The following is a 13,453-nucleotide window of genomic DNA, read 5'->3' on the forward strand; positions in this document are numbered from 1 at the left end:
TGGCCGCCGGGCCGCAGGATAGGCGTGCTATCCGTCGCTTGGCAAGACCTTGGTGAAGCGCGCTTCCTGGGCGACCAGAACCGCTTGGGTCCGGCTGTGCACCCCGAGTTTGCGCATGATGGCGGTGACATGGGCCTTGACCGTCGTCTCGGCGATCGACAGGTCATAGGCGATTTGCTTGTTCAGTTTGCCTTCGCAGATCAGGTGCAGGATGCGGGCCTGCTGGTTGGTCAGGCTGGCCAGACGCGCCAGCGCGTCGTCGGGGCTGTTGTCCTGCCCGCCGGTGGGGTCGATGTAGCCATCGGGGACAAAGCTTTGGCCCGCGCTGACCGCCTCGAAGGCGCGGCGGAACACAGAGCGCTGCGAATGCTTGGGGACAAAGCCATTGGCCCCGGCCTTGAGCGCGTGGGAAATCATCGAGTTGTCGGCCATGGAAGAGGCGATGATGATCTTGGCCTTGGGCGCGGCGTTGCGCAGGCGGACCAAGCCATCCAGCCCGTTCACATCCGGCAGGTTCAGGTCCAGCAGGATCAGGCCGATACTGGTGTCCGAAGACACCACATCCAGCGCCTTTTCCAGCGTGCCGGCGGTGCGGATTTCCTCGAAATCGGCAATGGATTGCAGGGTCAACGTCAGCGCGTCACAAAACAGCGGGTGGTCGTCCACCACAAGGGCCGCGCCAAAGGGCGCATCGGGCAGGGTTTTGGCTGCATCGGTCATCGGATTCCAACTTCACTAGGTTGGGGACCAACGTACAGGCGCTGGCGTCCGAGGTCTGTAGCCGAAAAGTCTTATCCCGGTAAGACAAGTGTTAACCAAACCTAAAGAAAAACGGACGGGAAAGCGCCCCGTCCGTTTCGTTCCTTAGAACCAGCTTTGCACCTCTCGGGCGCCGCTGGAGATGTCTTTGCCCACCCCTTCGATGGTGCCGCAGGCGGCGAGGGTCAGGGTTAGGGCGATCACGGCTGCTCGGATCATGTTGGCCTCTCTTATTTTTCTTCCCACCACCACACGTCGGGCTGCCAGTTGATCCAGTCGCCGTAGATCGGCAGCTGGTCGGGGTAGGTCAGTTCCTTGGCGTGGGCGATGCGGGACTGGTTGAATTGATAGAACGGAATCACGTAGCGCCCGGTGGTCAGGATGCGGTCCAGCGCCTTGGTGGCCGCGACAAAATCCTCGCGGCTTTCGGAATTGAGCAGCGTGTCGATCATCGCGTCCGCAGCGGGGGATTCGATCCCCATCCAGTTGCGCGTGCCCGGTTGGGTGGCGGCATTGCTGCCCCAATAGAGGTTCTGTTCGTTCCCCGGCGACAGCGAGACCCCGCGCCGATAATACGTCATGTCAAAGTCATAGCCGTTGGTGCGCTCTTTGTATTGCGCGGGGTCGATCACCGAAACGGTGGCCGCTATGCCCATGCGCTTGAGCGCCTCGACATACATCGAGGCGATGGTCTCTGCCTCGTTCTGGCCCTGCCGCAGCGCGATCTCAAAGGCAAAGGGCGTGCCGTTCGCATCGGCCATGACGCCGTCCTGCACGGTCCAGCCGGCCTCTTCCATCAGCGCCAGCGCGGCGCGCAGGTTCTTGCGGTTGCGTTCCGAGCCGTCCGAGACGGGCAGGGCATAGCCGTCCAGCGCGCCGGGCAGCAGGCTCTCGGCAAAGGGCTCCAGCAACTCGCGCACGCGCCCCTGCGCCGGTCCGTGATCCATCCCAAGGAAGGAGTTCGAGAAATAAGAGGTGATGCGCGGCTGTTCCGACCCGGTCATCGCCTCGTTGATGAACTCAAAGTTAAAGGCGTGCATCAACGCCTCGCGCACCCGCCAATCGGCGAACTGCGGCTTGCGGGTGTTCATCACAAAGCCGGTGATGCCGGTGGGGCGGCCATGGGGCACCTCGGATTTGACCACATCGCCATTCTGAATGGCGGGGAAATCATACTGGGTCTTCCATTTCTCGGCGTTGAACTCGCGGTGGGAATTCAGCACGCCGCCCTTGAAGGCTTCGAACAGCGCGGTGTCGTCGCCAAAGAACTCCAGCCGGATTTCATCCAGCACATGGGTGCCGCGCCGGAAGGGCACGTCCTTGCCCCAATAGTCCGGATTGCGTTTGAGCGAGACAAAGCGTCCCGCCTCGAAATCGTCGATCACATAAGGGGCGCTGGTGATGGGAATCACGTCGAGCCCCGAAGCGGTAAAGTCTTTGTCGGCCCATTGCGCCTTTTTCAGAATCGGGCGCATCCCGACCAGCAAAGCCAGCTCGCGGTCTTCGGTATTGAAGGTGAATTTAACAGAGCGTTCACCGGTCTGCTCCATCTTGTCGATCTTGGACCAGACGCCGTGATAGCGCGGGTGCCCCTGGGTGCCGAGCGTCTCGTAGGACCACATGACATCCTCGACCGTGACGGGGCTGCCATCCGAGAATCGCGCCTCGGGGCGCAGGGTGAATTCCACCCATTCGCGCTTCGGCCCGACATCAATCGATTCGGCCAGCAATCCGTAAAGAGAAAAGGGTTCGTCATAGTTACGACCCATCAAACTTTCGTAAGCCAGAAACCGCAGCTGCCACGGCGTCGAGCCCTTGAGGATATGCGGATTGAGGCTGTCAAAGCTGCCCACTTCGCCCGTCGCGATCACGCCGCCGGTGGGCGCATCGGGGTTGGCATAGGGCAGAGACACAAAATCCTGTGGTAGCTGGGGGTCGCCATACATAGCTATGCCATGTGACGATTCTGCCTGAGCGATTCCCGCCCCAAAAAGCACCGCCGCAGCGGTCGAGATTCGCAGTATTTTATGGAAAAAATTAACGGTCATATTGGCAACAGTCCCCGCTCGCCCTTGTTTTATTGGGGTTTAGAGTAGCGGTGCTTTTACGCCTTTTCAAACTTTTAGCTTGGACTCGGGCGGCAGATTGCTTATAACAAAGTCACTGCTCGATAGGTTTCTTGCCTGTATGAAACCTGCCTCAATGACTTAACCCCGGCTTCGGCCGGGGTTTTTTTCTGGCCAAAGCCGCCGGGGGCACGCGCCTTGAAGACGGGCGAAGCAGTCAGTAGCATGATCAAACATTAGTGACGCCGGGGGGCGCGCATGACTGTTTATTCCTTTACCGTTTCGGCCTATGCGGCCGAGGCCGTGACGTTAACCTTTGGCCCGGATTTGATCGAGGTTGGCCTGACTGGCGTGGGGTTCCAGCTCTCGGACGACGGCGCGCTGATCGGCGGCCAGATCGCGACCACCCGCTATGCGGTGCCTGTGACCATCAATAGCGCTTTGCAGCTTGTGACCTGCCACGAGGGCGCCTTGGCCACGCCGTTCAAGCTGAACCCTGTCCCCGAGCATTATGACGGCCCGAGCCCCATGCAAAGCGCCACGGGGCTGGCGTTCTATCAGTTTCACGCCGCCTTTGAACAAGCTTGGGCGGGCACGCTGCCGAGCGGGCTGGCGGTTGTGGGCACCGGGGCCGATGACATCACGGCGCGCGCGGTCGCCGATACCTTGGTGGTTGCGGGCGGGACGCGGGTGCTGGCGCGCGATGGCGATGACCGGGTGCTTGTGGCCGATCCCCTTGGCGCGCGGGTCTATGGTAATGGCGGCAACGATACCCTTGGCGGGGGCGCGGGCCGCGATACCTTGGCGGGAAACCGCGGCGACGACCTGATCGAAGGCCGCGCGGGCCGCGACTACCTCTTTGGCGGGACGGGCGACGATTGGGTCGACGGCGGGACGGGCGACGATTTTGTCTATGGGGGCACGGGGGCCGATACGCTGCTGGGCGGTGCGGGCAACGATCGCCTGCTGGGGCACAGCGACGGGGATACCCTGTCGGGCGGTGCCGGCAACGACACGGTGGCGGGGCTGACCGGCAACGACTTTCTCGAAGGGGGCGCGGGCGACGATGTGCTGCTGGGCGGCTTTGGCAACGATATGCTGATGGCGCAGACCGGGCGCGACGTGCTGTGCGGCGGGGCAGGCGCAGATGCCTTTGTGCTGCTGCTGCCCGCCGAAACGCCGAGCGCGGGCCATGCCACAGAGGTGACGGACACCGCTATCGTGATGGATTTCGATCTGGCCGAGGACATCCTGTGGCTCAGCCCCCATCAAAATGCCAGCTACACGGCGGCGGACGCCATGGCGCTGTTTCGCGCCCATGCCTATCAGGACGGCACGCAGGTCATCTATGACGACGGGATTTCGCAGGTTAAAATCCGCGATCTGGATCTGGACGATCTGACGATTGGGCATTTTACCCACGGCGAGGGCTATCACAGCTGGACCGATCCGGCCTAAGCTGTCGCGGCTTGGTTGCAAACTGGGCTTTCCTTTCCCGGGCAAACGATTACCTTTGCTGCAAAGCAGCATCGAAGGAGCGTTGACATGTCGCTGAAAGGAAAGACCGCCGTTGTGACCGGGTCCAATTCGGGAATTGGCCTGGGGATCGCGCATGAGCTGGCCAAGGCCGGGGCCTCGGTTGTGATCAACTCGTTTACCGACCGCGACGAAGACCATGCGCTGGCCAAGGAAATCGCCGACCAGCACGGCGTCGAGGTGCGTTATATCCAGGCGGATATGTCCAAGGCGGACGAGTGCCGGGCGCTGATCGAAAAGGCCGGGGCCTGCGATATCCTGGTGAACAACGCAGGCATTCAGCACGTGGCGCCCATCGACGAGTTCCCGGTTGAGAAATGGGACGCGATCATTGCGATCAATATGTCTTCGGCGTTTCACACCACCGCTGCGGCGCTGCCCTTGATGCGCAAGGCGGGCTGGGGGCGCGTGGTGAACATCGCATCGGCGCATGGGTTGACCGCCTCGCCGTTTAAATCGGCCTATGTGGCGGCCAAGCATGGCGTCGTGGGCATGACCAAGGTTGTGGCGCTGGAGACCGCCAAGGAGCCGATCACCGCCAACGCGATCTGCCCCGGTTATGTGAAAACGCCGCTGGTCGAGGCGCAGATCCCCGATACCGCAGAGAAATACGACATGACCGAAGAAGAGGTGATCGAGAAGGTCATCCTTGAGCGGCAGCCGTCCAAGGAGTTCGCCACCACCGAGCAGCTGGGCGGTGTTGCGGTGTTCCTGTGCTCGGACGCGGCGGCGCAGATCACCGGGACGACGATTTCCGTCGATGGCGGCTGGACCGCACTCTGAGGCTGTTGCCTGAAGGTAAGGCTGGGGGCGCTGCCCCCAGACCCCCGGGATATTTTCAAAGAGAAGAAGAGCAGGGTTTGGCATGGGTGAGATGCGGCGGATCAATTTGGCGCTGCAGGGTGGCGGCGCGCATGGGGCGTTTACCTGGGGCGTCCTGGACCGGCTTTTGGAAGAGGACGATCTGGAGATTGCCGCGATTTCGGGAACCTCTGCGGGGGCGTTGAACGGGGCGGCGTTAAAGGCGGGCATGGTGGCCGGCGGGCGCGAAGGGGCGCGCGAGCGGCTTGATTGGCTGTGGCGCAAGATTGGCGCGCTGGATGATCTGGCCTTGCCCGATTGGATGCACGCGTGGCTCCCTGATCCGGGGCTGGTCAGTCGCGGGGTCGAGTATTCCTTTCCTTACGTGATGGGCGAGGCGATGGGCCGGGTGCTGTCGCCTTATGCCTGGGGGCCGGTGTATCGCAACGCGCTGGAGCCGATCGTTGAGCAGTTGAATTTCGACGACATTTGCGCCGATGCCGGGCCGGAGTTCGTGGTCTGCGCCACGCAGGTGCGCAACGGCAAAATCCGGATTTTCCAAGGCGATCAGATCTGTACGCAGTCAATCCTTGCCTCGGCGTGCTTGCCCACGATGTTCCAAGCGATCGAGCTACAGGACCCGGAAACCGGCACGATGGAAGCGTTTTGGGACGGCGGGTATACCGGGAACCCGGCGTTGTTCCCGTTCTTTGAGCCGCATTTGCCGGACGATGTGGTGATCGTGAACATCAACCCGCTGCACCGCGAGAAGATCCCCACGACGCCGCCTGAAATCCAGAACCGGATCAACGAGATCAGCTTTAACGCCTCGCTCTTGCGCGAGCTGCGGGCGATCAGCTTTGTCCAGCGGTTGCTGGAGAGCGGCGCGCTGACGCCGGGCAGCATGAAGGGCGTGCGGGTGCATATGATCGCCGACGATGCCTTGATGAACGAGCTGTCGGTGGCCACCAAGGTGGTGCCGATCCCGTCGGTGATTGCCCAGCTCAAGGCGGCGGGGCAGCGCGCGGCCGGGGGCTTTCTCAAGCATCACAAGGACGATCTGGGCGTGCGCCAGACCGTCGATCTGCGGGAGATGTTCGAGTGAGTATACGGCGCGATCAGGACGCCTTGCGGAACTCTGCCTCGAGCGCCTCTTTGGCCTTTTCGCCGTTAGGGTAGACCAGACCGGCCGAGATCACCAGCTTGGCGGCGTCTTCGATGGTCATGTCCAGTTCGATCACGTCTTCCTTGGGGAAGAACAGCAAGAAGCCCGACGTCGGGTTCGGCGTGGTCGGCACAAAGACCGATACCATGTCGCCCATGGTCGGGGTCTTGGCCAGCACCTCGCCTTTGGTGTCGGTCGAGATAAAGGCCACGGCCCAGATGCCCCGGCGCGGATATTCCACCAGACACGCCTTTTCAAAGCTGCGCTCGGACTGGGCAAAGACGGTTTCCGCCAGCTGCTTGATGCCCGAATAGATCGAGCGCACCACCGGCGTGCGGTCCACGAGGTTTTCGGCAAAGCCGATCATTGACCGGCCAATCAGCCCCTTTGCGATCCAGCCGACGATCATGGTGAACAGCAAGAACACCACGACGCCCAAGCCGCGCACGTCGATTTCGACCCGGTCCTCGCCGGTCAGGCCCAGCACGCGGTTGAGCAGTTCCGTCGGGTGGTAGGACGACGGCACAAACGGCCAGACAAAGCCGTCGACCCAGCCGATCACCGTCCAAATCAACCAGACGGTCAGGCCCACCGGGGCGATGACGACGATGCCCGTCAGGAACGAGTTGCGCAGTCTGGTAAAAAGGCCGGGGCGCTTGGGCTCTGGTTCAAAAGGGCTGGTCATCGGTGGTCCGTGCAATGTTTCGATGAAAATTAGGCGTTCGGGCACGGCTCTACAATGGGTCGCGCGCGGTTGCGGCTTAATTCCCGCTTGTCGCGCGCAATTCGCGGGCAATTGCCGCAGCCAGACGGGCATTGTTCAGAACCAGCGCGATATTGGCCTCAAGCGAGCGGCCCTCGGTCAGCTCAAAGATCCGTTGCAGCAGGTAGGGCGTGACGCCCTTGCCGGTGATTCCGTGTTTGGCCGCATCGGCGGTGGCCTGCGCGATGATCGGCGCGAGGGTGTCGGCGGGGATTTCATGCTCTGGCGGGATCGGGTTGGCGACCAGCTGACCGCCGGGAATGCCCATGGCGGCGCGCATCTGGTGGGCGGCGGCGATCTGGGCGGCGCTGTCCATGCGCAAAGGCGCGCGCAGGCCCGCATCGCGCGACCAAAAGGCGGGCAGGGCGTCTTGGCCATAGGCGATGACCGGCACGCCGTTGGTTTCCAGAACCTCCAGGGTTTTCGGCAGATCGAGGATCGCCTTGGCCCCGGCGGCGACCACCGTCACGGCGGTTTGCGCTAGCTCGGACAGGTCCGCCGAGATGTCAAAGCTGTCCTCGGCGCCCTTGTGCACGCCGCCGATCCCGCCGGTGGCAAAGACTTCGATCCCCGCAAGGCGCGCGGCGATCATGGTGGCGGCAACGGTGGTCGCGCCGGTCTTGCCCTGCGCGATGCAGGCGGCCATGTCGGCGCGCGACAGCTTGGCCACGTTTTTCGCCTGCGCAAGGTTTTCCAGCTGCTCGTCTGTCAGGCCCGCGCAGAGCTGGCCATCGAGCACCGCCATGGTGGCCGGGACCGCGCCCGCCTCGCGCACGGTCTGTTCCACCAGTCGCGCGGTCTCGAGGTTCTGCGGATAGGGCATCCCGTGGGTGATGATGGTGGATTCCAGCGCCACGATGGGCGTGCCATTGGCCTTGGCTTCGGTCACGGCGGGCGAGAATTGGACGAGCGTCATATGGCGACTTCTCCGGATACATAGGCCGCCGCAGCGGCAAGAGCTTGGGTCAGGGCAGAGGGGCGATCGGCCCCGCGATGTTCGGCGGCGATATGCGCCGCCATAAAGCTGTCGCCCGCGCCGGTCACCCGCGTGACCAGCACCTTGGGCGGGGTTTCGGCGAGCACAGAGCCTTGGATCGCATCGGCGCAGCTGTCGCCGCCGTTGGTCACCAGCGCCCGCGCCGCGCCACGGTCCACCAGACCGGCGGCGGCCTCGGCGGCGCTGGCAAAGGTGGTCTGACACAGCAGGCCCGCCTCTTCGAGGTTGACGTACAGCGTGCCGCGGGTGGCGCGGATAAAGGGCAGCAGGCGGTCGGCCTTGCCCGGCGAGGCGGGGGCGATGCGCAAATCCGCCCGCGCAAAGCACGGCTCAACAGCGATCTGTTGCAGCAGCGCGGTGGTCAGGTTGCCATCCAGCGCGATGATCCCCGCAAAGGGTGCCGCGTCAGAGCCCAGCGTGCCATCCATCAGCGGCGTCAGGATCTTGTCGCCCGCCGCCTCGAGCGAATGGGCGTCAGCGATGGCCGCGATCAGGCCATTGGCCGCCTCGATGGCCATATAGATGTCGGTGGGCAGGTCCGCCGAGCGGTAAATATGATCGGTATTCAGGTGCCGCCGCTGGCATTCGCCGATCAGCTCATGGCCCTCGGGGTCTTGGCCCACGGCGGACAGCAGCGCCGGAAACAGGTCAAACCGCCCCAAGGTCATGGCAATGTTCATCGCCACGCCGCCTGGAATGCGGGTGATGCGGCCGGGCACATCGGCGCCGGGCTTCATATGGCTGGCGGTGCGGCCGATCACGTCCCACAGAACGGAGCCGATGCAAAGGATGTCTGGCGTGCTCATGGCGTCGGTTTTGGACCGCTTGGTCGACTTGTGCAAGCCAAGAGAGTCGCCCAAGCGGCGCGAATGCGTGGGCGTGCGGGCGATATGCGTGCAAACGTTAACAATTGGGCACTACATCTAGTGCCGCCTATATTAACACCTCTTAACGAAATACGGCCTAAAAAGCGGGCAAGCCCCTTGAGTGTGCGCTTTTCACCACAACATCTAGGGTTGAGCCAAGCGTTAACACCAGATGCGGCGGGGGCAGACAAATCCCCAGCCTCTTGTGGATAACTCCCCCTGATTTCTAAGGAAATCCAAGCCCTGTTGGCCCAAGGGCTGGTTAACCATCTGTGGGTGAATCGGGGGGCGCTACTGCGGCTTGTGGCGCGGGTTTGGGTCAACACAAAATATATGATGATCCGGTGAAAAAACCCGTTGACGAGTCCGGCCAATTTTAGCCAATTTATGCCTGCCGGTCGGGGTCGACACTAGATGTTGTGGCTCTACCGCATGGGGACAGACACTCAGGCAAGAGACGGACGGGGCAGCGCCCCACTGCGCAGGCTTTGCGCAGCCGCTGGGGGTGTGTCTTGCATGGCCTTCGGACAAAGGCGCGTTTCGGGGACTTTGAAGCTACGGGGCAGGACAATGAAAATCGAAAGACATTTCACCAAGGCAGGCAAGGACGCCTACGCAGGCGTCGAATTCGTCACCACCAGCTCGGAAATCCGCAACCCTGACGGGACCGTGGTTTTCAGCCTCGAGGCGCTCGAAGTGCCCAAGAAATGGAGCCAGGTCGCCTCGGACGTCATTGCGCAGAAATACTTCCGCAAGGCCGGTGTGCCCACGGAGCTGGTGAAAGTCCCCGAAGAGGACGTGCCGGAATTCCTGTGGCGCTCGGAAGCGGCCAACGACAAGACCCCGCGCACCGGCGAGACCAGCGCCAAGCAGGTGTTTGACCGTCTCGCAGGCGCTTGGGCGTACTGGGGCTGGAAGGGCGGCTATTTCTCGACCGAGGACGACGCCCGCGCCTATTACGACGAGATGCGCTATACGCTGGCGACGCAGATGGGCGCGCCGAACTCGCCCCAGTGGTTCAACACCGGCCTGCATTGGGCCTATGGCATCGACGGCCCGGCGCAGGGGCACTTTTACGTCGACTTCAAGACCGGCAAGCTGACCGCGTCCACGTCCAGCTATGAGCACCCGCAGCCGCACGCCTGTTTCATCCAGTCCGTGTCCGACGATCTGGTGAACGACGGCGGCATCATGGACCTGTGGGTTCGCGAGGCGCGTCTGTTCAAGTATGGCTCTGGCACCGGCACCAACTTTAGCTCGCTGCGCGCCGAGGGCGAAAGCTTGTCGGGCGGTGGCCGGTCCTCTGGTCTGATGGGTTTCCTGAAAATTGGCGACCGGGCGGCTGGCGCCATCAAGTCCGGGGGCACCACCCGCCGCGCCGCCAAGATGGTGATCTGCGACGCCGACCACCCGGATATCGAAGAGTTCATCAACTGGAAGGTCAAAGAAGAGCAAAAGGTCGCCAGCATCGTCGCAGGCTCGAAGATGCACGAAAAGATGCTGAACGGCATTTTCGACGCGATCCGCGCTTTTGATGGGTCCGAGGATGGTGCCTATGATCCCAAGGTGAACGAGGCGCTCAAGGGCGCGATCCGCGCCGCCAAGGGTGTGATGATCCCCGAGACCTACATCAAGCGCGTGCTGGATTACGCCAAGCAGGGCTATGCCAGCATCGAGTTCCCGACCTATGACACTGATTGGGACTCGGAAGCCTACGCAAGCGTCTCTGGACAGAACTCTAACAACTCGATCCGCGTCACCGATGCCTTCCTCAAGGCGGTCAAGGAAGACCAGCCGTGGGAGCTGATCCGCCGCACCGACGGCAAGGTCGCCAAGACCGTTTCCGCCAAGGAGCTGTGGGATCAGGTCGGTCACGCCGCATGGGCCTGCGCCGATCCCGGCATCCAGTTCCACGACACCGTCAACGCGTGGCACACGTGCCCCGAGGATGGCGAGATCCGCGGCTCCAACCCGTGCTCAGAGTATATGTTCCTTGACGACACCGCCTGCAACCTTGCGTCCATGAACCTGCTGACCTTCCTCAAGGCGGGCAAGTTCGACGCCGAGAGCTACATGCACGCCTGCCGACTGTGGACCCTGACGCTGGAAATCAGCGTGACCATGGCGCAGTTCCCGTCCAAGGAAATCGCCCAGCAGTCCTATGACTTCCGCACGCTGGGTCTGGGCTATGCCAACATCGGCGGCCTCTTGATGAACATGGGCTATGGCTATGACAGCGACGAGGGGCGCGCGCTGTGCGGGGCCTTGACCGCAATCATGACCGGTGTGGCCTATGCGACCTCGGCCGAGATGGCCGGTGAGCTGGGTGCCTTTGCCCGCTACGAAAAGAACGCCGAGCATATGCTGCGCGTCATCCGCAACCACCGCAACGCCGCTTATGGCGCGTCCACCGGCTACGAAAAGTTGGCGGTGACCCCGGTGCCGCTGGATCTGGGCAACTGCCCCGACGAGATGCTGGTGGATCTGGCGCAATCGACCTGGGACGAGGCCTTCCGTCTGGGCGAGCGTCACGGCTATCGCAACGCGCAGGTGTCGGTGATCGCGCCGACCGGGACCATCGGTCTGGTCATGGATTGCGACACCACCGGGATCGAGCCGGACTTTGCGCTGGTCAAGTTCAAGAAGCTCGCGGGCGGTGGCTATTTCAAGATCATCAACCGCTCGGTGCCGGCGGCGCTGGACAAGCTGGGCTACGGTAGCGCGCAGATCGAAGAGATCATCAGCTACGCCGTCGGTCACCAGACCCTTGGCAATGCGCCCGGCATCAACCACACCGCGCTGATCGGCCACGGCTTTGGCCCGACCCAGATCGAAAAGATCGAAAGCGCGCTGGCCACCGCCTTTGACATCCGGTTCGTGTTCAACCAGTGGACGCTGGGGGCCGAGTTCTGCACCGATGTCCTTGGTATTCCGCAGGCCAAGCTGAACGACCCGACCTTTGACCTGCTGCGCCACCTTGGCTTCAGCAAGGCCGACGTCGACGCCGCCAATGACCACGTTTGCGGAACCATGACGCTGGAAGGTGCGCCGCACCTCAAGGACGAGCACCTCGGCATCTTTGACTGCGCCAACCCCTGCGGCAAGAAGGGCAAGCGTTACCTGTCGGTCAACAGCCACATCACCATGATGGCCGCCGCGCAGTCGTTCATCTCTGGCGCGATTTCCAAGACCATCAACATGGCCAACGATGCCACCATCGAGGACTGCCAAAAGGCCTATGAGCTGTCCTGGTCGCTCGGGGTCAAGGCGAACGCGTTGTATCGCGATGGGTCCAAGCTGTCCCAGCCCTTGGCCGCCGCGCTGGTCGAGGATGACGACGAGGCCGCCGAGACGCTGGAAAGCGGTTCCCCGCAGGAAAAAGCCACCGTTCTGGCCGAAAAGATCGTCGAGAAGATCGTCATCAAAGAGGTCGAGCGCGCCATGGGCCGCACCAAGATGCCCGAGCGTCGCAAGGGCTATACCCAAAAGGCGATCGTCGGCGGGCACAAGGTCTACCTGCGCACCGGCGAGTACGAAGACGGCTCTCTGGGTGAGATCTTCATCGACATGCACAAGGAAGGCGCGGGCTTCCGCGCGATGATGAACAACTTTGCCATCGCCGTGTCCGTGGGCTTGCAGTACGGCGTGCCGCTGGAAGAGTTCGTTGACGCCTTTACCTTCACCAAGTTCGAACCGGCGGGCATGGTGCAGGGCAACGACAGCATCAAGAATGCGACCTCGATCCTCGATTACATCTTCCGCGAGTTGGCGGTGTCCTACCTCGACCGCACCGATCTGGCGCATGTCAAACCCTCGGGTGCGACCTTTGACGATCTGGGCCGCGGCGAAGAGGAAGGCGTGAGCAACGTCAAGGAACTGTCCGAAAGCGCCGCGTCCAAGTCGTTGGAAGTGCTCAAGCAGATCAGCTCAACCGGCTACCTGCGCAAGCGTCTGCCGCAGGAACTGGTGGTCTTGCAGGGCGGCATCGGCACCATGACCGGGACGGACCCGGTGGCGGTGATGGCCGATACGTCAGCGGTTGCAGCGACGTCCACTGTCGCCGTGGCTGCGGGGACCATGACCATGGACGAACGCACCAAGGCCAAGATGCAGGGCTACGAAGGCGAAGCCTGCGGCGATTGCGGCAACTACACGCTGGTGCGCAACGGCACCTGCATGAAGTGCAACACCTGCGGCGCGACCTCGGGCTGTAGCTAAGAATTACCCCGTGGGGGGGTGAGTTGACCCTTGGCCCAGCCCGTTTCAGGGCCGGGGGGAAGTGATGGGTGGGGGAGCTCTTGGCCCCTGTCCAGTTCTGGGGGCGGTGCGCTGCCCCTGAGCGCGGATAGGGCCGCAGGCAAAAACAAATCTCGGGCGGTTAATATATGAGCCTTATCAGCGAACCTATGGGTCCCCGTTTCGGGGGCCCTTTTTCTTTGCGGCCAAACGCCATTTTGTTCCCGATAAAATGGCAGCACCCCATCACATTAAAGTCAGCAA

Annotated in this window: 10 protein-coding genes; 4 read left to right on the forward strand and 6 right to left on the reverse strand. The window is 62.5% G+C overall.

Annotated elements, in window-relative coordinates:
* Positions 1-27: 27 nt before the first annotated feature.
* The 3 genes from B9A11_RS04920 to B9A11_RS04930 form a co-directional block, all read right to left on the reverse strand.
* Positions 28-720, reverse strand: coding sequence for a response regulator (locus B9A11_RS04920; protein WP_058246995.1), 693 nt, complete (start codon positions 718-720; stop codon positions 28-30).
* Positions 721-864: 144 nt separating this feature from the next.
* The gene (locus tag B9A11_RS04925; protein ID WP_058246994.1) at positions 865-978 is read right to left on the reverse strand and encodes a hypothetical protein; all 114 of its coding nucleotides are present in this window, start codon (positions 976-978) and stop codon (positions 865-867) included.
* Positions 979-989: 11 nt separating this feature from the next.
* Positions 990-2,705: an extracellular solute-binding protein gene (locus B9A11_RS04930; protein WP_143595802.1), complete on the reverse strand. Its 1,716-nt coding sequence runs from the start codon at positions 2,703-2,705 to the stop codon at positions 990-992.
* A gap of 378 nt (positions 2,706-3,083) precedes the next feature.
* On the opposite strand from B9A11_RS04930, the gene B9A11_RS04935 reads away from it, so the two are divergent.
* From B9A11_RS04935 to B9A11_RS04945, 3 genes are all read left to right on the forward strand, one after another.
* Complete coding sequence (locus B9A11_RS04935; RefSeq protein WP_058246992.1) at positions 3,084-4,283, forward strand: calcium-binding protein; 1,200 nt, start codon at positions 3,084-3,086, stop codon at positions 4,281-4,283.
* Between the two features lie 87 nt (positions 4,284-4,370).
* Positions 4,371-5,144 carry a 3-hydroxybutyrate dehydrogenase gene (locus B9A11_RS04940; RefSeq protein WP_058246991.1) on the forward strand — a complete coding sequence of 258 codons (774 nt, stop codon included), beginning with the start codon at positions 4,371-4,373 and terminating at the stop codon, positions 5,142-5,144.
* A gap of 91 nt (positions 5,145-5,235) precedes the next feature.
* Positions 5,236-6,267 (forward strand): patatin-like phospholipase family protein, encoded by a 1,032-nt coding sequence (locus tag B9A11_RS04945; protein ID WP_058247139.1) that lies wholly within the window; start codon positions 5,236-5,238, stop codon positions 6,265-6,267.
* Positions 6,268-6,280: 13 nt separating this feature from the next.
* Here B9A11_RS04945 and B9A11_RS04950 read toward each other — a convergent pair whose 3' ends face one another.
* The 3 genes from B9A11_RS04950 to B9A11_RS04960 form a co-directional block, all read right to left on the reverse strand.
* Entirely contained in the window at positions 6,281-7,012 is a 732-nt protein-coding gene (locus B9A11_RS04950) for a DUF502 domain-containing protein (RefSeq protein ID WP_058246990.1), read from the reverse strand.
* Between the two features lie 76 nt (positions 7,013-7,088).
* Entirely contained in the window at positions 7,089-8,006 is a 918-nt protein-coding gene (locus tag B9A11_RS04955; protein WP_058246989.1) for a pseudouridine-5'-phosphate glycosidase, read from the reverse strand.
* Positions 8,003-8,893: a PfkB family carbohydrate kinase gene (locus B9A11_RS04960; RefSeq protein ID WP_058247138.1), complete on the reverse strand. Its 891-nt coding sequence runs from the start codon at positions 8,891-8,893 to the stop codon at positions 8,003-8,005. Before B9A11_RS04960 ends, B9A11_RS04955 begins: the two co-directional genes overlap by 4 nt.
* A gap of 630 nt (positions 8,894-9,523) precedes the next feature.
* Here B9A11_RS04960 and B9A11_RS04965 point away from each other — a divergent pair.
* Positions 9,524-13,171, forward strand: a complete 3,648-nt coding sequence (locus B9A11_RS04965; RefSeq protein ID WP_058246988.1) for a vitamin B12-dependent ribonucleotide reductase — start codon at positions 9,524-9,526, stop codon at positions 13,169-13,171.
* Positions 13,172-13,453: the final 282 nt, after the last annotated feature.

This window comes from Tropicibacter naphthalenivorans, assembly GCF_900176475.1.
Taxonomy (GTDB): domain Bacteria; phylum Pseudomonadota; class Alphaproteobacteria; order Rhodobacterales; family Rhodobacteraceae; genus Tropicibacter; species Tropicibacter naphthalenivorans.